18 protein-coding genes are annotated in these 18,872 nt (G+C 65.0%); 3 read left to right on the top strand and 15 right to left on the bottom strand.

The features are described 5' to 3' along the window. Window positions 1–156: 156 nt before the first annotated feature. A complete protein-coding gene (locus J2R80_RS27610; RefSeq protein WP_076825397.1) occupies window positions 157–543 on the bottom strand; it encodes a nuclear transport factor 2 family protein in 387 nt (128 codons plus the stop codon). A gap of 45 nt (window positions 544–588) precedes the next feature. Further along, entirely contained in the window at window positions 589–2,268 is a 1,680-nt protein-coding gene (locus J2R80_RS27605) for a glutamine--tRNA ligase/YqeY domain fusion protein (protein WP_076825395.1), read from the bottom strand. Window positions 2,269–2,469: 201 nt separating this feature from the next. Here J2R80_RS27605 and gltX point away from each other — a divergent pair, with 201 nt between their 5' ends. Then, window positions 2,470–3,891, top strand: a complete 1,422-nt coding sequence (gltX, locus tag J2R80_RS27600; RefSeq protein ID WP_028334021.1) for a glutamate--tRNA ligase — start codon at window positions 2,470–2,472, stop codon at window positions 3,889–3,891. A 160-nt stretch (window positions 3,892–4,051) separates the two neighbouring features. Beyond that, window positions 4,052–5,353 (top strand): citrate synthase, encoded by a 1,302-nt coding sequence (gltA, locus tag J2R80_RS27595; protein WP_028339667.1) that lies wholly within the window; start codon window positions 4,052–4,054, stop codon window positions 5,351–5,353. Window positions 5,354–5,387: 34 nt separating this feature from the next. On the opposite strand, the gene J2R80_RS27590 is transcribed toward gltA, so the two are convergent. The 5 genes from J2R80_RS27590 to lpxA form a co-directional block, all read right to left on the bottom strand. Further along, entirely contained in the window at window positions 5,388–5,756 is a 369-nt protein-coding gene (locus J2R80_RS27590; RefSeq protein WP_244558682.1) for a helix-turn-helix transcriptional regulator, read from the bottom strand. A 93-nt stretch (window positions 5,757–5,849) separates the two neighbouring features. Beyond that, complete coding sequence (locus J2R80_RS27585) at window positions 5,850–6,509, bottom strand: SRPBCC family protein (RefSeq protein WP_076825392.1); 660 nt, start codon at window positions 6,507–6,509, stop codon at window positions 5,850–5,852. Between the two features lie 119 nt (window positions 6,510–6,628). Continuing rightward, entirely contained in the window at window positions 6,629–7,807 is a 1,179-nt protein-coding gene (lpxB, locus tag J2R80_RS27580) for a lipid-A-disaccharide synthase (protein ID WP_076825390.1), read from the bottom strand. After that, on the bottom strand, window positions 7,807–8,664 hold the full coding sequence (locus J2R80_RS27575; protein WP_076825416.1) for an LpxI family protein: 858 nt from the start codon (window positions 8,662–8,664) through the stop codon (window positions 7,807–7,809). Before J2R80_RS27575 ends, lpxB begins: the two co-directional genes overlap by 1 nt. Window positions 8,665–8,683: 19 nt before the next feature. Then, complete coding sequence (gene lpxA, locus J2R80_RS27570) at window positions 8,684–9,478, bottom strand: acyl-ACP--UDP-N-acetylglucosamine O-acyltransferase (RefSeq protein ID WP_028334015.1); 795 nt, start codon at window positions 9,476–9,478, stop codon at window positions 8,684–8,686. Between the two features lie 147 nt (window positions 9,479–9,625). Between lpxA and J2R80_RS27565 the strand changes: the two genes are divergently transcribed. Further along, window positions 9,626–9,949 (top strand): KTSC domain-containing protein, encoded by a 324-nt coding sequence (locus J2R80_RS27565; RefSeq protein ID WP_253639766.1) that lies wholly within the window; start codon window positions 9,626–9,628, stop codon window positions 9,947–9,949. Window positions 9,950–9,961: 12 nt separating this feature from the next. Here J2R80_RS27565 and fabZ read toward each other — a convergent pair whose 3' ends face one another. From fabZ to frr, 8 genes are all read right to left on the bottom strand, one after another. After that, entirely contained in the window at window positions 9,962–10,420 is a 459-nt protein-coding gene (gene fabZ / locus J2R80_RS27560) for a 3-hydroxyacyl-ACP dehydratase FabZ (protein ID WP_016841580.1), read from the bottom strand. Next, window positions 10,420–11,481 carry a UDP-3-O-(3-hydroxymyristoyl)glucosamine N-acyltransferase gene (gene lpxD / locus J2R80_RS27555; RefSeq protein ID WP_225159014.1) on the bottom strand — a complete coding sequence of 354 codons (1,062 nt, stop codon included), beginning with the start codon at window positions 11,479–11,481 and terminating at the stop codon, window positions 10,420–10,422. The genes fabZ and lpxD overlap by 1 nt, the downstream gene beginning before the upstream one ends. 32 nt (window positions 11,482–11,513) lie before the next feature. Beyond that, the gene (bamA, locus tag J2R80_RS27550) at window positions 11,514–14,054 is read right to left on the bottom strand and encodes an outer membrane protein assembly factor BamA (RefSeq protein ID WP_057016498.1); all 2,541 of its coding nucleotides are present in this window, start codon (window positions 14,052–14,054) and stop codon (window positions 11,514–11,516) included. A gap of 175 nt (window positions 14,055–14,229) precedes the next feature. After that, window positions 14,230–15,381, bottom strand: a complete 1,152-nt coding sequence (gene rseP / locus J2R80_RS27545) for an RIP metalloprotease RseP (protein WP_076825385.1) — start codon at window positions 15,379–15,381, stop codon at window positions 14,230–14,232. A gap of 44 nt (window positions 15,382–15,425) precedes the next feature. Beyond that, the gene (dxr, locus tag J2R80_RS27540) at window positions 15,426–16,652 is read right to left on the bottom strand and encodes a 1-deoxy-D-xylulose-5-phosphate reductoisomerase (RefSeq protein WP_076825415.1); all 1,227 of its coding nucleotides are present in this window, start codon (window positions 16,650–16,652) and stop codon (window positions 15,426–15,428) included. A 4-nt stretch (window positions 16,653–16,656) separates the two neighbouring features. Beyond that, the gene (locus tag J2R80_RS27535) at window positions 16,657–17,505 is read right to left on the bottom strand and encodes a phosphatidate cytidylyltransferase (protein WP_076825383.1); all 849 of its coding nucleotides are present in this window, start codon (window positions 17,503–17,505) and stop codon (window positions 16,657–16,659) included. Further along, a complete protein-coding gene (locus J2R80_RS27530) occupies window positions 17,502–18,260 on the bottom strand; it encodes an isoprenyl transferase (RefSeq protein ID WP_057016496.1) in 759 nt (252 codons plus the stop codon). The genes J2R80_RS27535 and J2R80_RS27530 overlap by 4 nt, the downstream gene beginning before the upstream one ends. A gap of 21 nt (window positions 18,261–18,281) precedes the next feature. Then, a complete protein-coding gene (gene frr / locus J2R80_RS27525) occupies window positions 18,282–18,845 on the bottom strand; it encodes a ribosome recycling factor (RefSeq protein ID WP_028334007.1) in 564 nt (187 codons plus the stop codon). Window positions 18,846–18,872: the final 27 nt, after the last annotated feature.

Raw genomic sequence — 18,872 nt, 5'->3', positions numbered from 1 at the left:
GTTCCGCAGCCTACGACCTTGGTCCCTCCTCGCAATGCAGCGCGATCCGGATAGCCTGCGAGTTGGGTGCAGCCGCGAGGCGCCCGGCCCCGCGCACTCTCCCTGACTACGAGGGCCCGCCGGCCCTCGACTTTTTCGTCAGCTCCAGCGCTGAGCCTAGATCAGCGGCGTCTGCGACGAGACGTGGTGGCAGACGATCTTCCAGTCGCCGTCCTCGCGCGCGATCACCCAGGTGATCTTGACGGCGAGCGAGGGCGCATCGCCGTCGAGGACGAATGACGCGATGCCCGCCATGTTGACGAGATCGGCGTTGACCCGTTCTGCCCTGACATCGCTGAACTGAACGCGCGGCGCGTGCCAGCGCGGCAGACCGTCAAAGTAGGCTTTGACGCCGTCGCGGCCGCGATACAGCGTCGGGTTCGAGCCGAAGAAGAACGCGCTCTTCGAATAGAGCGCGCTTAACGCATTCGCATCGAGCCTGCTGAAACCCGCCGACCATCTGGCGATGATGGCGGAGGCAATCTCGTCGGATTCATCAGGCATCGATCCCCCCGTCCGCTTGTCCGCTCGGGACGCGCTTCCTCTCGGCTAGCCCTTGCCGCCGACTTCCTTGGCGAAGGTGTCGCGCAGGCCGATGGTGCGGTTGAACACCAGCCGGTCCGGCGTCGAATCCGCGTCGCGCACGAAATAGCCCTGCCGCTCGAACTGCACCGGATCGGGCGAATTGCTCTCGGCGATCGCCGGCTCGACGCGCGCATCCTTCAGCACTTCGAGCGACTGCGGATTGAGGTCGGCGGCGAAATCGGCCGCGTTCGGGCTCGGATTGGCGAACAGCTGGTTGTAGATACGGATCTCCGCAGGCTTCGACTGCGCCGCCGGCAACCAGTGCATCGTCGCCTTGACCTTGCGGCCGTCGGGCGCATTGCCGCCCTTGGTTAGGGGATCGTAGGTCGCGCGGAGTTCGACGATCTCGCCGGCGTCGTTCTTCACCACGCCGGTGCACTTGATGAAGTAGGCATAGCGCAGCCGCACCTCGTTGCCGGGCGAGAGGCGGTAGAACTTCTTCGGCGGATTCTCCATGAAGTCGTCGCGCTCGATATAGAGCTCGCGGCCGAACGCGATCTTGCGGGTGCCGGCTTCCGGATTGTCGGGATGGTTGATCGCCTCGATCTCCTCGACCTGCCCTTCCGGATAATTCTCGATCACCACCTTGAGCGGCCGCAGCACCGCCATCCGGCGCAGCGCCGTGCGGTTCAGCTCCTCGCGGATGCAGAATTCGAGCATCCCGACATCGACCACGCTGTTGGCCTTGGCGACGCCGATGCGCTTGATGAATTCGCGCACCGCGGCCGGCGGCACGCCGCGCCGCTTCAAGCCGGCAATGGTCGGCATGCGCGGATCGTCCCAGCCCGAGACGTGGCCGTCACGGACGAGCTGGGTCAGCACGCGCTTGGACAGCAGCGTATAGGTCAGGTTGAGCCGTGCCATTTCGTACTGGCGCGGCTTCGAAGGCACCGGCAGCTTGTCGAGCAGCCACTCATAGAGCGGGCGGTGATCCTCGAACTCCAGCGTACAGATCGAATGGGTGATGCCCTCGATCGCGTCCGACTGGCCGTGCGCGTAGTCGTAGCTCGGATAGATCGACCATTTGTCGCCGGTACGCGGATGATGGGCGTGCAGAATGCGGTAGAGCACCGGATCGCGCAGGTTGATGTTGCCGGCGGCCATGTCGATCTTGGCGCGCAGCACGCGGGCGCCGTTCGAGAACTCACCGGCCTTCATGCGGCGGAACAGATCGAGGTTCTCCTCGACCGAGCGGTCGCGGAACGGCGAGTTCTTGCCGGGCTCGGTCAGCGTGCCGCGAGACAGCCGGATTTCCTCCTGGGACTGATCGTCGACATAGGCATAGCCGGCCTTGATCAGACCCTCGGCCCAATCGTACAGGCGCTCGAAATAGTCCGACGCATAGAACAGGTTGGCTCCCCAGTCATAGCCGAGCCAATGGACGTCGGCCTGGATGGAGTCGATGTACTCCTGCTCCTCCTTGGTCGGATTGGTGTCGTCGAAGCGCAAATTGCACTGGCCGCCGAACTCCTGCGCGATGCCGAAATTCAGGGCGATCGACTTGGCGTGGCCGATATGCAGGTAGCCGTTCGGCTCCGGCGGGAAACGGGTCACGATCCGGTTGTGCTTGTGGGAGGAGAGATCGGCCTGGACGATGTCGCGGATGAAGTCGCGCCCTGCCTCTGCCGTCGTGTCAGTCGTCATCAAAGGGTTCCCTGGAGGAGTCAGCTCAACCTTCTGCCAAATTCGTGCCGTCCGGCCAAGTCTGGTTTCAAGTCTGGTTTCAAGCCTGGTTTCAAGTCTGGTTTGAGGCCTGGTTTGGTGGGCAAAAGGTCAGCCGGGGGTTTAGTTATGTCCGGTTCCTGATATACACCACCGCCGTCTCAGCATACGTCTCGCTCGATCATGACCAAACCCGTCGTTACCCGCTTCGCCCCCTCTCCGACCGGCTTCCTCCATATCGGAGGTGCCCGCACCGCGCTGTTCAACTGGCTCTATGCCAGGAAGCTCGGCGGCAAGATGCTGCTCCGGATCGAGGACACCGACCGCGAACGCTCGACCAAGGAGGCGATCGACGCCATCCTGGACGGCCTGAAGTGGCTCGAGCTCGATTGGGACGGCGAGGTCATCTACCAGTTCAGCCGCGCTGCCCGCCATCGCGAGGTCGCCGAGAGCCTGCTCGCCGCCGGGCGCGCCTATTACTGCTATGCCTCGCCGGAAGAGCTCACCGCGATGCGCGAGAAGGCGCGCGCCGAGGGCCGCACCCGCCTCTATGACGGCATGTGGCGCGACCGCGATCCGGCCACCGCGCCCGACGGCATCAAGCCGACCATCCGCCTCAAGGCGCCGCAGACCGGCGAAACCGTGATCGAGGACCAGGTGCAGGGCCGCGTGGTCTGGCAGAACGAGAACCTCGACGACCTCGTCCTGCTGCGCGGCGACGGCACCCCGACCTACATGCTCGCGGTCGTGGTCGACGACCACGATATGGGCGTCACTCACATCATCCGTGGCGACGACCACCTGATCAACGCCGCGCGTCAGAAGCAGATCTACGACGCGCTGGAGTGGGAACTGCCGAGCATGTCCCACATTCCGCTGATCCACGGTCCCGACGGCTCGAAACTGTCGAAGCGCCATGGCGCGCTCGGCGTCGACGCCTACCGCGCGCTCGGCTACCTGCCGGCCGCCTTGCGCAACTACCTGGTCCGGCTCGGCTGGAGCCATGGCGATCAGGAGATCTTCTCGACCCAGGAGATGATCGACGCGTTCGACCTCTCGGGCATCGGCCGCTCTGCGGCGCGGTTTGATTTCGCCAAGCTGGAGAACCTCAACGGCCACTATATCCGGCAGAGCGACGATCAATCCCTCGTGACCCAGTTCGAGAGCGTGCTGGATTATGTTCCCGAGGGTGCCGCGCTGAAGGCCAAGCTCAACGACACCACCCGCGCGCAATTGCTGCGGGCGATGCCGAGCCTGAAGGAGCGCGCCAAGACGCTGATCGAGCTGATCGCCGGCGCCTATTTCATCTTCGCCGATCGTCCGCTCGCGCTCGATCCGAAAGCTGTGGCGCTGCTGACGCCGGAAACGCGCGCGTTGATCGGCCGCCTGCGCACCGCGCTGGAAGCCGTCAACGACTGGACGGCGGAAACCACCGAGACCGCGATGCGGAATTTCGCCGAGCAGAACAACCTGAAACTCGGCGCCGTCGCCCAGCCGCTGCGGGTAGCACTGACGGGACGCACGACGTCGCCGGGCATATTCGACGTGCTGGCCGTGCTGGGACGCCAGGAGTGCCTTGCCCGCCTCGCCGATCAGGCGGCGTGATCCTGCATGGACCCCCTCCAGGGTCCATCTTGCAGCGCACATGGCAATGAGCTACCCAATCCCGGACGCTTTCTCCACAAGCCGTTCCGCCCCGCCATGGGCCGCAATTTAGCGACTGGGCAAGGTCGGTTTTCGCAACGAATTCATCGGGGATATCACGATGGACGCAAAATCCAGCAAGACAGCCACACTCACCATCGGCAACAAGAACTACGATTTCCCGATCCTGAGCGGCACGGTTGGGCCTGATGTCATCGACATCGCCAAGCTCTACGGCCAGGCCGGGGTGTTCACCTACGACCCCGGCTTCACCTCGACCGGCAGCTGCCAGTCGAAGATCACCTACATCGACGGCGACGCCGGCGTGCTCGAGTACCGTGGCTATCCGATCGAGCAGCTCGCCGAGCACGGCGACTTCCTCGAGACCTGCTACCTGCTGCTGTACGGGGATCTTCCGACCCCGGCGCAGAAGAAGGACTTCGACCATCGCGTGATCCATCACACGATGGTGCATGAGCAGATGGCGCGGTTCTTCCAGGGCTTCCGCCGCGACGCTCATCCGATGGCGATCATGGTCGCCGCCGTCGGCGCGCTCGCCGCGTTCTATCACGACTCCACCGACATCAACGATCCGCGTCAGCGCATGATCGCCTCGATGCGGATGATCGCGAAGGTGCCGACGCTGGCGGCGATGGCCTACAAGTACACGGTCGGCCAGCCCTTCGTGTATCCGAAGAACTCGCTCTCGTTTGCCGAGAACTTCCTCAACATGTGCTTCGCGGTCCCCTGCGAGGACTACAAGATCAACCCGGTGCTCGCCGACGCGCTCGACAAGATCTTCATCCTGCACGCCGACCACGAGCAGAACGCCTCGACCTCGACGGTACGTATCGCCGGCTCGTCGGGCGCCAACCCGTTCGCCTGCATCGCGGCAGGCATCGCCTGCCTGTGGGGCCCGGCGCATGGCGGCGCCAACGAGGCCGCGCTCAACATGCTCTACGGCATCGGCAAGGTCGAAAACATTCCGGACTTCATCGCCAAGGTGAAGGACAAGAACAGCGAAGTTCGCCTGATGGGCTTCGGCCACCGCGTCTACAAGAACTACGATCCGCGCGCCAAGATCATGCAGAAGATGTGTCACGCGGTGCTGAAGGAGACCGGCCACGGCGACGATCCGATGCTCAAGGTCGCGATGGAGCTCGAGAAGATCGCGCTTAGCGATCCCTACTTCATCGATCGCAAGCTCTATCCGAACGTCGACTTCTATTCGGGCATCACGCTGAAGGCGATGGGCTTCCCGGTCTCGATGTTCACCGTGCTGTTCGCGGTCGCCCGCACCGTCGGCTGGATCAGCCAGTGGAGCGAGATGATCGAGGATCCGCAGCAGAAGATCGGCCGTCCGCGCCAGCTCTACACCGGCGTCGCACGCCGCGACTATGTGCAGATCGACAAGCGCAAGTAAGCTGCATCGCTGAAGAGAATCCGGGACGGCGCCATCATTCCTGATGGCGCCGTTTTCGTTTGCCCCGCGCAACTTCGGTCGCGATCGCGTCAAGGCGCGGCAGCCAGAACGCCCTGAACCGGTCGAGCCAGTCGTCGACCTCGCGCAGCCGCGCCGGCTCGACCGCATAGATGCGGCGCGTGCCCTCGGCACGCACCGACGCGAAACCGGCGTCCCGCAAGATCCGCAGCTGCTGCGACACCGCCGACTGGGTGATGCCGAACTCGCGCTGCACGACCGCAACGACGTCGCCCGAACTGTGCTCGCCGGTCGCAAGCAGTTCCACGATGCGCCGGCGGACGGGATCGCCGAGGATGTCGAAGGCGTGCAAGGTCGCTAAAGCGCGATGAGACTGCATCGTCATCCCGCTTTAGCTCTTCGTTTGAGCATGATCTCCGCGCAAACGCTTCGCGTTTGTCGCGAGGGAAAACCGCTTCACACTTTTCCGGATCATGCTCTAGCCTCCGCTCCCCGGCTCCGGCTCGCCGCAATAGGCCGCCGTGGTGTTTGCGGCCGATCTGCGCGCCGCAGCCTCCTCGGTGCCCGCCGCGATCGAGGCCCTGCACCAGTCCTCGCTGGCGCGGCGGATGAATTCCTTGCCGTCGCCGGTGGCTGGCCAGGCGGACGCGGCGGCGCGGTCGAATTCCTCGCCGGGCGGCATGGCCAGATAGAGCGCGAGCCCTAGCAGCGCGAGATCCCAGCCGACGCCGACCGCACCGGCCCCGTAGCGGTCCCAGAAGTCGCCCTCGATCACCGAGAGGTGTTCCAATTCCAGGCGCGTGGCGTCCGGGCCATTCTCGGCCAGCGTGACGCTAACCCAGCTGACCGTGCCCATGGACTCCCACGTGACGGCAAGCCGGCGCGGTGGCTCACACGTCGTGATCTCGCCGCCCGCATGGCCCTGGAACTGATAGCGGCCGCCAAGCCTCAGGTCGCCCGAGATCGGCAGGAACCAGCGCGGAATGCGTTCGGGGTTGGTCAGCACATCCCAGAGATCGGCAATGTCGGTGTCGTAGCTGCGGGTCGCGATCACCGCCCGGGCCGGCTTGCCGTCGCGTTCCCGGAAGGCGACTTCGCGAATGACGGCTCCGAGATAGGCGACCGGGTCGATCTTCATGGCATGCTCCGTCCTAATATTAGCTATTGCTAATATTAGGACGGTCTAAATATTCAGCGCAAGCGAGATCGTTGCGGCGGGATGTCGCCACTGAACTGAACGAGGACACGATCGATTGGCTAGGCCGAACGGCGGCCCATTTCCGCCAGCACGATGTCGGCGGCGCGGACGCTCGGCGGCTGGTCGCCGGTCGACATCTTCCCGTCCATCGTCGCGAACCCCACGAGCTGCCGCAGACGATCGGGCGAATCCGCAAGCACGTCGCCCAGCGCCGCCGCGAGCTCGTCCGGCGTGCAGTCCTCCTGCAGGAACTCGGGAATGATATCGCTGCCGATCACGAGATTGGCGAGGATCACCGAGGACACCCGGATCGCGCGGCGCAGGATGAACGCCTCGGCGGCGCCGACGCGATAGGCCGTCACCATGGGAATCCCTGACAGCGCGAGCTCCAGCGTCACCGTGCCCGACTTCGCGAGCGCAGCGCGGGCGACACGGAACGCGGCGCGCTTCTCGGTCTCGCCGATCGCGAGCCGCGGCACCACCGGCCACGACGCGACGCCCTCGCGCACCATCGCCTCGAGATGCGGCATGGTGGGAAGCACGAGCTCGAACGGCGTTTGCTTGTTGAGCTGGCCGAGCGCGGTGCCGAACAGCGCCAGATGATGCCTGATCTCGCTGCGCCGGCTTCCGGGCAATACCAGCAGCACCGGAGGCTGCGCATCGCGCCGCTTCTGCTCGTCCTCGTTCGGGCGCAGCGTGGCGAGCTGCTCGGTCAGGGGGTGGCCGACATAGCTGCACGGCGGTCCCTGCAGCTTGCGATATTCCTCCGGCTCGAACGGCAGCAGCGCGAGCACGTGGTCGACATAGCCCCGCATCGCGCGCGCCCTGCCCGGCCGCCAGGCCCAGACCGACGGGGATACGTAATCGACGATCGGAATGTTCGGGTTGCGGGCGCGGACGCGACGGGCGACGCGGTGGGTGAAATCGGGGCTGTCGATGATGACGAGCATGTCAGGCGCGTCGGCGAGCACGGCATCGGCGGTGCGCCGGATCAATCGCAGGATTTTCGGCAACTGCTTCACGACGGCGGCAAAGCCCATGATCGAGAGCTCTTCGATCGGAAACAGCGGGGCGATTCCCTGAGCAGTCATCGCCCGACCGCCGACGCCGGAAAACTGCACGGCATCGCCGAGCCGCTGGCGCAGCACCTGCATCAGCGCCGCGCCGAGGCGGTCGCCGGATTCCTCGGTCGCGATGAGGAAGATCTTGCGAGCGGTGCTGGGGCTGCGCAGCTGCATCAGCCCGCCAGCCCGATGACAAACAGCCCCCTGGCGTCGGCGGCCTCGACCAGGGCCTGCGGCTCGGCGGCCAGCGTATTGCCGGCGATCACGGCGATGCCGGCGATACCGGCTGCTGCCGCGCCCTCGACCGTCCGCGGGCCGATGGTCGGCAGATCGAAGCGCAGATCCTGCCGGCTCTTCGGAGCCTTCACCAGCACGCCGCGGCCGGCCTTGGCGCGAACGCGACCCTCGGCGCGCAGCCGCGCGACGCGCGCGAGCAGCCCGTCGGTACCCTCGATATCCTCGACCGCTACCACATGACCGTCGATCACCACGGCCGCCTGACCGATGTCGAACGGGCCGAGCGCGTCAAGCACGCCGCGTCCGCGCGCGATGTCGGCGAGCGCCGTGCTGTCGGGCGCCGCGCGCGTCACGGCGCCCTCCGGCATCAACAGATCGGGCGCGACATCCTTGATCCCGACCATGCGGAAGCCCTGCTGCTCGAGGATGCGGCCAACGCTCGACAGCAAATGATCGTCTCCGCCGCGAAATGCGCGCACGACGTGGCCGAGCAGGCGCAGCGTGCCCCAGTCGAGCCGAATTTCCGACAGCGCGGGCCGCACCAAGGTGCCGATGAAGATCAGATCGCGGCAGCCTTCGTCGCGGAACAGCCGGGTCGCCCGCCCGAGCTGGCCGACCGAGATCCAGCGGTGACGGAACCGCTGCGCGCGCGCCGGATCGCAGGCGCCGCGCAGCGCGAACAGCACCGGCGTGATGCCGCGCGCAACCAGGGAGTCGGCGACCGCGAACGGCATGGCGCCGCCGCCGGCGATGACGCCGACCGGCGAGGAAAGCGAGGGAGCCGCTGACGTCATGCTGGCGGCCATCCCCTGCTCAATTGGTATCGGCGGGAAGGCAGAGCGGGCGCAGCTTGCCGCCCTCGATGAAGGCCAGGATTTCCGCAATCGCCGGATCCTCGCCCGCCAGCGGCTGCACCGAGGCGAGCCGCTCGGCGAAGATGCCGGGGCCGTGGAACAGCTTTTGATAGAACGCGCGCACCGTCGCCAGCCGCGCCTTGGTGAACTGGCGGCGCCGCATGCCGATGATGTTGAGTCCTTCGAGAACCGCGTACTGACCGTTGGCGAGGCCGAACGGGATGATGTCGCCGCGCACGCCGCAGACGCCGCCGATCATCACCTGCGAGCCGACGCGGGTGAACTGGTGCACAGCCGACAGGCCGCCGATATAGACGAAGTCGCCGATCTCGCAGTGGCCGCCGAGCGTCGCCGACGTCGCGAAGATCACGCCATTGCCGACCATGCAGTCATGGCCGACATGGCTGTTGTTCATGAAGAAGCCGCGATCGCCGACGCGCGTGAGCCCGCCGCCCTTGACCGTGCCGACATTCATCGTCACGCCCTCGCGGATCGTGCAGGCTTCGCCGACTTCGAGGCGGGTCGGCTCGCCGCGATAGCTGAGATCCTGCGGCGGCCCGCCGAGCGCGGCGAACGGCGAGATGATGCAGCCGGCGCCGATCCTGGTATGCCCGCTGATCGTGACATGCGCGATCAGCTTGCAGTTCTCACCGAGCACGACGTTGGGGCCGACGATGCAGTACGGACCGATCTCGGTGCCGGCCCCGATCACAGCGCCATCGGCAATCCGCGCAGTCGGGTCGATCATGCTCATGAAATTTCGGTCCGGAATTCGTTAATGGCGCCAAGATGCTATCGAGGCGCCAGCCTATCGATTTGGGCGGTCGTTAGCGCGACTTTGCCCGCCCTGTCCAGTGACGTATCATGACCGCCTGTTGCAAGAGAAGGTCGCAACCGATCCATGGTCCGGGCCGCCGCGCTGATCCTCAGCCTGCTCTCTGCGCCAATCGGCCCGGAGACGGTCGATCTCGGCAACAGCACGGCGGTCGACCTCTCGAGCTTCGAATGCCGCGACATCAACCGCAGCACGATCGTCCAGCGGGTCTGCTACAGCACGGATCAACACGCGCTGCTGGTCGCGGTCAGAGGCAGCTACCAGCATTATTGCGGCGTCCCTGCCGAAACCTACGACGCGCTGATGAACGCGCCATCGATGGGCATCTTCCTCAATCGCGTCCTGCGGATCGCGGGCGCGGACGGCCGCTACACCTGCACCACGTCGTGAGACCGGCGCGGCCTAATCCGTCAGCATCGCACCGACATCGGCTTCGGCGACGACCTGACCGTTGACCTTGGCATCGCCGTGAAACCACCACATCGTCTTGCGCCGGCCGAGCGAGCGCATGTGATACTCGATGGTGTCGCCGGGCATCACCGGCTTCCTGAACTTGCACTTGTCGATGGTGAGGAAATACACCGCGCGCGGCTTCTCGGTGCCCTCGACCGACTTGATGCCGATGACGCCGGCGGTCTGGGCCATCGCCTCGATCATCATCACGCCGGGGTAGACCGGGCGGTCCGGGAAGTGGCCCTGGAACGGCGGCTCGTTGAAGGTGACGTTCTTGATGCCGATGCCGCTGTAGTCGGTGCGGATCTTGATCACCCGGTCGATCAGCAACATCGGAAAGCGATGCGGAAGCGTCTTCAGGATATCGTTGATATCCACCAGCTCGAATTTGACCGGTGCCTCCTCCATCACTCCTGCCCCTCACCTTTGGCTTCGTTGTCGCGCACCAGACGCTCCACTGCGATAATTTCCCTGAACCACTGCTTGGTCGGCTTGGCGAAATGCCCGCCCCACCGACCGTTGGCCGGGATGTCGTCCTTGACCGCGCTCATCGCCGTCACCTGGGCGCCGTCGCCGATCTTGAGGTGGTTGTTGATGCCCACCTTGGCGCCGAGCGCGACATTGTCGCCGATGGTCAGGCTGCCGGCGAGCCCGATCTGGGCCGCCAGCAGGCAGTGCCGGCCGATCGTCACATTGTGGCCGATCTGGACCTGATTGTCGATTTTGGTGCCCTCGCCGATCACGGTGTCGCGCAGGGAACCGCGGTCGATGGTCGAGGCGGCGCCGACCTCGACATTGTTCTGGATCACCACGCGGCCGGTCTGCGGCACCTTCACATGGCCGGCCGGCCCGAAGAAGATGAAGCCGTAGCCGTCCTGGCCGATATTGCAGCCGGGATGGATCAGGACGTTGTTGCCGATCAGCGCGAACTGAATGGTGGTCTTGGCGCCGACATTGCAGTCGCGGCCGATCTTGACATCGGCCCCGATCACCGCGCCGGCGCCGATGATGGTGCCCGAGCCGATCTCGACCCGCGGGCCGATCACGACCAGCGGATCGACGATGACGCCGTCCTCGAGGCGCGCGGTGGGATCGATGATCGCCGACGGCGCGATCCCCTCGGTGTCGAACCAGGATTGCGGCCGCAGGGCATCGGCGTGCCATTCGCGGGCGAGCTCGACGAACGCCTGGAACGGCTTCGCCGCCCGCAGCACGGCCGTGCCCTTCGGCACCTGCGCCTCGAAGCGCGGGCTGACCAGACACGCCCCGGCCTTGGTCGCGGCAAGCTGGTCGGCGTATTTCAGATTGTCGAAAAAGGCGAGATGCATCGGACCGGCCTCGTCGAGCGAGGCCAGCCCCCTGATCTGAAGCGCGCCCCTTTCGGGGTCGACCAGTTGCGCCTTCGTCAGCGCGGCTATTTCAGCCAGCGATGACGAAGGAGGACTCTTGTAGAAGATCGGCTGCGCCATTCCATCCGTCGCAGTCCGGTTGGCAATCGGTCTTAGAACGTCGTACCGCCGCCAAACCGGAATTCTTGCGTGCGGTCAAACGCACCCTTGGTCAGCGGCACCGCGTAGTCGAAGCGCAGCGGGCCGAACGGTGACTGCCAGATCAGGCCGACACCGACCGAGGTGCGGACAACCTTGCTGTCGTCGTAGCTCAGGCCAAGGCACGTACCCGGAGACGGCGGATTGTTCGTCGGCCTGACACAGCCAGGCACGTTGACTTCGCCGGTCGCCGCCCACGAGGTCGGGCCCTGGTAGTCGTACAGCCCGCCGGCGTCGGCATAGACCGCGCCCTTGAGCCCGACTTCCTTCGGCAGGAACCAGAACGGCATCTGCAGTTCCGCCGACACGCCCCAGTACTTGGTGCCGCCGATGGCATCCATGGTGCCGTACGGGTTGATGTCACGCGGACCGATACCGTTCGGCGCGAAGCCGCGGACCAGGTTCGGGCCCATCTGGAAGTGGTCGAGCATGCGCAGATCCGAGGTCCCGAGCTTGTTCAGGATGCCGCCCTGGGCGTGGATCACGCCGACAATGTCGGAGACCAGCGGGGTGTAGTACTTCGCGTCGATCGCGGTCTTGATGTAGCTGACGTCACCGCCAACACCGGCGAAGTCCTGCTTGAAGTCGACGATCAGACCGTCGGTCGGGTTCTTGTTGTTGTCGAGCGTGTTGTAGTTGAGCGTGTAACCCAGCGCCGATGTGAGGGTCTTGCCGCCCGCCAGCTCCTTGCGGACCGGCAGCGAGGCTTCGCCGTCAAAGAAGCAGCCGAGACCATTGGTCGACACCAAGCTGATCCCGTTCAGGTTCGCATAGGCCGGGCTCGGATTGAACGCGGGGTTGGGCGTTCCATCCGGCAGGGTCGGCACGTTGTTGCAGTTGTTCAGCGTCGACGGCAGGGTGATTTCCTGCTGGTAGATCGAGTAGCGCAGCTGCAGCGACAGATCTTCCCGCAGGCTGAAGCCGAGCCGCGGGCTGAACCCCAGCGTCTTGGTCCCGTAGGCGATGTAGCTGTTGGACAGCTGCTGGCGCTGATAGAGGTCGAGGCCGAGCGCGACGCGGTAGTCGAGCAGATAGGGCTCGACGAACGACAGCGAGTAGCCGCGGGCATACTGGCCGTAGGTCACCGACGCCTTCGCGTACAGGCCGCGGCCGAGCAGGTTGCGCTCGGAGACGCTGACTTCGGCCAGCGCGCCGTCGGTGGTCGAGTAACCGCCCGACACCGAGAAGTCGCCGGTCGATTTCTCCTCGAGATCGACGATCAGGATGACGCGATCGCTGGAGGAGCCCGGCTCGGTGGTGATCTTCACCGTCTTGAAGAAGTCGAGGTTCTTCAGCCGGCGCTCGGCGCGGTCGACCAGCGCACGGTTGTAGGCGTCGCCTTCCGAGATATCGAACTCGCGGCGGATCACGTAGTCGCGGGTACGGCTGTTGCCGCGGATGTTGATGCGCTCGATATAGGTGCGCGGACCTTCGTCGATAGCGAAGGTGATCGACACCGTGTGATTGTCGAAGTTGCGATCACCGCGCGGCCGGACCACCGCGAAGGCGTAGCCGCGGCGCGATGCCTCGATCTGCATCTCCTCGACCGACTTCTCCAGCGCCTCGGCGTTGTAGAGCGAGCCGACATTGACGCGCGAGTAGGTGCGCAGCGCGTTCGGGTCGAGCGTTGCGATCGACGACGTATAGTTGACCGACGCGACGCGGTACTGCTGGCCTTCCTCGATCTTGAAGGTAACCAGGAAGCCCTTCTTCTCGGGATCGTATTCGGTCAGCGCGGCCACGACCTGGACGTCGGCATAGCCGTTCTTGAGATAGAAGCGACGCAGCAGGTCGCGATCGGCCTCGACCCGGTCGGGATCGTAGACGTCGTTGCCGCCGAGGAAGCTCAGGATGTTCGATTCGCGGGTCTTGATGACGTCGCGCAGACGGGACGCCGAATAGGCGCTGTTCCCGATGAATTCGATCGACCGGACGCCGGTCTTCACGCCTTCATTGACCTCGAAGATCAGGTCGACGCGGTTGTTCGGCTGCTCGATGATCTGCGGATTGACCCGCACGTCATAGCGGCCGGACCGACGGTAGATTTCGGCGATGCGCAGGGCGTCCGACTGGACCATCGGGCGCGAGAACGTGCCGCGCGGCTTGGACTGCACTTCAGCGGTGAGCTGTTCGTCCTTGATCTTCTTGTTGCCCTCGAAGGCAACGCGGCCGATCACCGGGTTCTCGACCACGACCACGACGAGGCGCCCGCCCCGCTGGTCGATATGGACGTCCTGAAACAGGCCGGTCTCGATCAGCGCCTTCAGACCGTCGTCGATCTGGGCCTGGGCCAGCCGACCGCCCGGTCCGGGATGGAAGTAGGAGCGGATGGTTTCAAGCTCGACACGGCGGTTCCCCTCCACCGTGATCGAATCGACGGTCTGCGCCGACGCAGGCACAGACACAGCTACGGTCGCCAAGGTGGCAACCACCGGCGCGGCGAACATGACCAAGGCGGCGAACAGCCCCCCCCTCACTCGCATTCCAAACATCATGCGCAATGCGCCCTTATCTTAACGATGCCAGATCGTTCCCCAACGACCCGACAGATTCCCAACCTGCCGCTCAGCTTGTAACCAAATTTGCCGGGGGGGCAAACTTACTAGAGCCGAACATTTCCATTTTCGTTCCAAGACGTTGCCCATTGGCAACGCCACAAAAAAGCCCGTTTCAGGACCCGGCGATCCTGAGGATGTCGTTATACGTCGCAAACACCATCAGCATCAGGACCAGACCCAGCCCGATTCGGAAACCCACCTCCTGCGTCCGCTCCGACAGCGGGCGCCCGCGCAGCGCCTCCGCGCTGTAGAAAAGCAGGTGTCCGCCATCCAAAAGCGGGATCGGAAACAGGTTCAGCAGGCCGATCGAGACCGACAGGATGGCGCAAAGATTGATCACGAACTGGAACCCGGCGCTCGCGGCCTGCCCCGACAGCTTCGCGATTCCAATGACGCCGCTCACCTCGGCCGGATTGCCGGTTCCAACGAACAGCGAGCCCAGGAACTTGAACGTGCTGGAAATGATGTACCAAACCTGCTCGACGCCGATCTTCAGGGCCTCCAGCACGCCGACCGAGGCGCTGGTCGCTTCGCCGACCTGAGCCTTGTGCTCAATTCCGAGCACGCCGATTCGGTGGGCATTGCCGAAGGGGTCCTTGACCTCCCGGAGCGCCGGCGTCGCCTTGAGCACGACAATCGCACCATCGCGCTTCACCTTGAATCCAAGCTCTGAACCAGCATTCGAAGCTACAATCCGCTGCATGTCGGCGAAGCTCTGGATCGCGCTGCCGTCGATATCCACGACGACATCGCCGACCTTGAAGCCGGCGTTCGCGGCGACGCTTTCGGCCACTAAGCCGTCGACCCGGGCAATCGTGCTCGGCTTGCCGTAGTAGAGCGCCATGCCCGCGAAAATCAGGGCGCCGAGAATGAAGTTCGCCACCGGGCCGGCCGCAACGATGGCGGTGCGCTTTCCGACCGATTTGTGATGGAAGCTGCCTTCACGCTCTTCCGCCGTCATGGCGGCGAGCGTCTCGGTGGACGGCGTCGAAGCCTCGCTGTCGTCGCCGAAGAATTTGACGTAGCCGCCGAGCGGAATCGCCGAGATCTTCCAGCGCGTGCCATGCCGGTCGTTGAAGCCGGCGAGCTCCGGGCCGAAGCCCAGCGAGAACGTCAACACCTTCACGCCGGCCCAGCGCGCGACCAGGAAGTGGCCGAGCTCATGGAAGAAGACGACGATGGTCAGGACGAAGAGGAAGGGAACGATGGTACCGAGAAGCCCATGACTCAACGCATTGATACTATGAATAAAATACTCGGGCATTCGATTTTCCCTCGACAAGAGCCAAAGGCTCCGTCCCCAACCCTCTAGATTGCCTTTAAGGCAATTTGAGGCAATAGGGCGGCAGCTTTATTTCGCGCGATATGGTCAACGGAAATCGCATCATCCGCCGAGTGCAGTGGTGGCTGATTCCCTGACTTGATCCAATCGTTCATCGTCGCTTCGACCAGCCGGGCGATCGCGCCGAACTTGATCTTGCCGGCGATAAACGCGGCGACCGCGATCTCGTTCGCAGCGTTGTAGACCGTCGTCGCGCCGTGCCCCATCCGCAACGCCTCGTAGGCCAGCCGCAGCCCCGGGAAGCGCTCAAAATCCGGCGCCTCAAAGGTGAGCTGTCCGATCTTGGCGAGGTCGAGCTTGGCGGACGGGCCGACGACGCGGTCGGGCCAGCCGAGGCAATGCGCGATCGGGATCCGCATATCGGGCGTGCCGAGCTGGGCGACCACCGAGCGATCGGAGAACTCGACCATGCCGTGGATGATCGACTGCGGGTGCACCAGCACGTCGATTTCGTCGGGCGTCAAAGCGAACAGATAGGACGCCTCGATCACCTCGAGACCCTTGTTCATCATCGAGGCGGAATCGATCGTGATCTTCTGCCCCATGCTCCAATTCGGATGCTTCAGCGCCTGTTCCAGCGTCGCCTGCTCGATGTCGGCGGGCGCCCAGGTACGGAACGGGCCGCCGGACGCGGTGATGATCACCCGCGTCAGTTCCTCGCGGTTGCCGGAAGCCAGCGCCTGGAACAGCGCATTGTGCTCGGAGTCCGCCGGCAGGATGCAGGCGCCGGCCTTCCTCGCCCGCTCCATGAAGATATCGCCGGCACAGACCAAGCATTCCTTGTTGGCCAGCGCGACGGTGGCGCCACGATCGACCGCGGCAAGCGCAGGCTTCAGCCCGGCCGCGCCGCTGACCGCCGCCATCACCCAATCGGCCGGCCGCGCGGCCGCTTCGATGATCGCGCTCTCCCCGGCCCCGCATTCGGTCCGGGTTCCGGTCAGCGCGTCCTTCAGCTCCGAAAGCTTCGCCGGATCGGCAATGGCGGCGAACCGCGCGCCGAATTCCTTGGCCAGCTTGGCGAGGCCCTCGACATTGCTGTTCGCGGTCAGCGCCTCGACCCGGTAGCGGTCGCGCGCGCCACGCAGCAGGTCCATAGTGCTGTCGCCGATCGAGCCGGTGGCACCGAGGACGGTTACAGTCCGCAGGGCGGATGCCGCCGCGGCCTTGTTGTTACGCAACGGAACTGCGCTCATCTCATCACCAAACCACAAGACCGCGCCCGACGCCATCGGCGCCACCACGGAGAAAGCCGAAAATCGCCGCCACAATGACGGCCGCGACAAAACCGTCCAGGCGGTCCAGGAGGCCGCCGTGACCGGGAATGATGTGACTCGAATCCTTCACGCCGAACCGCCGCTTCACCGCGGATTCGAAGAGATCGCCAAGTTGCGAGACCACCGACAACACGGCGCCGAGCATCAAGAGCGGACCGGTCGAGCCGATCTCAAGGGCGGCAAAGCCGGCAGCGACCAGCAGGCTCGCCCCGAAGCCGCCAACCGCGCCCGCCCATGTCTTCTTCGGGCTGACCCGCACCCAGAGCTTCGGCCCGCCGATACTGCGGCCCGCGAAGTAGCCGCCGATATCGGTGACCCACACGATCAGCAACACGAACATCAGCGCGGCAAAGCCCTTCGCCGTGTCGAGGCGCAGCAGGACCGATGCGATCTCGGCCCCTGCCGCATAGAGCAATCCCGCAATGGCCCAGTTGCGCCGCGCGCCGGACGTCAGCGCCACAACAACCGCACCGGCGGCGAGTACGATCAGGGCCGCATCGATACGGCCGGCCATCAGGCATAGTCCGGCGAGCAGCAACGCGACCACGCCGGGCACCACGACACGGAGCTCGCGTCCGAGTCCGGTGACAACAAGCCATTCCGCGAACAATCCGGCCGCCGCCAATGTCACGAGGAGCGACCAGGCGACGCCGCCCATATAGGCCAGCGCGATCGCAACCGGCGCCAGCACCAGCGCCGCAATCACGCGCATCGCGAGATTGCGCGACCCCTGCTCGTTTGCTGCCGCCGGCGCGGCCTCGCCCTCGGTCACGATCCGGTTTTCGCAGCGAGCCCGCCGAACCGGCGCTCGCGCTTGCCGTATTCCGCAATCGCGCCTTCGAGCGCCGCCTTGTCGAAATCCGGCCAGTGAATCGGCACGAACACGAGTTCGCTATAGGCGGCCTGCCACATCAGGAAGTTGGACAGACGCTGCTCGCCGCTGGTGCGGATAATCAGATCCGGATCCGGAATGTCGGGCGCATCGAGATATTGCCCGAGCGTGTCGGCATCGATGGAGTTGGCGTCGCGCTTGCCTTCGGCAACCTCGCGCGCGAGGCGCCGCGCCGCGGCGGCGATCTCCGCCCGCGAACCATAGTTGAAGGCGACCACAAGGCTGAGCTTGACGTTGTTCTTCGTCAGCTCCTCTGCCTCGTTGAGCAGCGCGCAGATGTCGGCGTCAAGCCCGTCACGCTCGCCGATTACGCGCACCCGCACCCCGTCACGATGCAGCGTCGCCAGATCGTTGCGGATGAAGCGGCGCAACAGGCCGAACAGATCGCCGATCTCGCTCGCGGGCCGCGACCAGTTTTCCGAGCTGAAAGAAAAAATGGTGAGATAGACGATGCCGAGTTCATGGGCCGCACGCACCACGCGGCGCAGCGCTTCGACGCCGCGGCGATGGCCCTCGACGCGCGGCAAGCCGCGCGAAGCGGCCCAGCGCCCGTTGCCGTCCATGATGATGGCCACATGCAACGGACTGCCGGAGCGATCCGGTCCGTCAGCTGCTGGGGCGGCGGCGTTCGACATCGGCTCGTTCCCGTAGCGCCTTCAGACCGTCAGGATTTCCTTTTCCTTGGCGGCAAGCAGCTGATCGACTTCGGCGATCACGCCGTCGGTCGCCTTCTGCACCTCGTTCGACAGGCGCTCCTGATCGTCCTCGGAGATCTCGTGATTCTTCTCGAGCTTCTTGATCACGTCGAGGCCGTCGCGGCGCACGTGGCGTACCGCGACCTTGGCCGCTTCCGCGTATTTGTGCGCGACCTTGACGAGCTCCTTGCGGCGCTCCTCGTTGAGTTCGGGAATCCGCAAGCGCAGCACCTGTCCTTCGGTCGCCGGCGACAGGCCGAGGTTGGAGTCGACGATTGCCTTCTCCACGGCCTTGACCATCGTCTTGTCCCAGACCTGCACCGAGAGCAGGCGCGGCTCGGGCACGCTGATGGTGGCAACCTGGTTGAGCGGCATATGCGAGCCGTAAGCCTCGACCTGGACCGGCTCCAACATAGAGGCCGCGGCACGGCCGGTGCGCAGGCCGCCGAGCTCGTGCTTGAGCGATTGGGTGGCGCCCTGCATGCGGCGCTTCACGTCGTTGATGTCAAAACCAGCTGCGGCCATGACGTTTCTCCCTTTCACTAGAAACCG

This window comes from Bradyrhizobium sp. USDA 4541 (assembly GCF_024171085.1).
Classification (GTDB): Bacteria; Pseudomonadota; Alphaproteobacteria; order Rhizobiales; family Xanthobacteraceae; genus Bradyrhizobium; species Bradyrhizobium australafricanum.
Note: the sequence above shows the minus strand (reverse complement) of the source record. Positions and strands in the feature narration are given on the sequence as shown.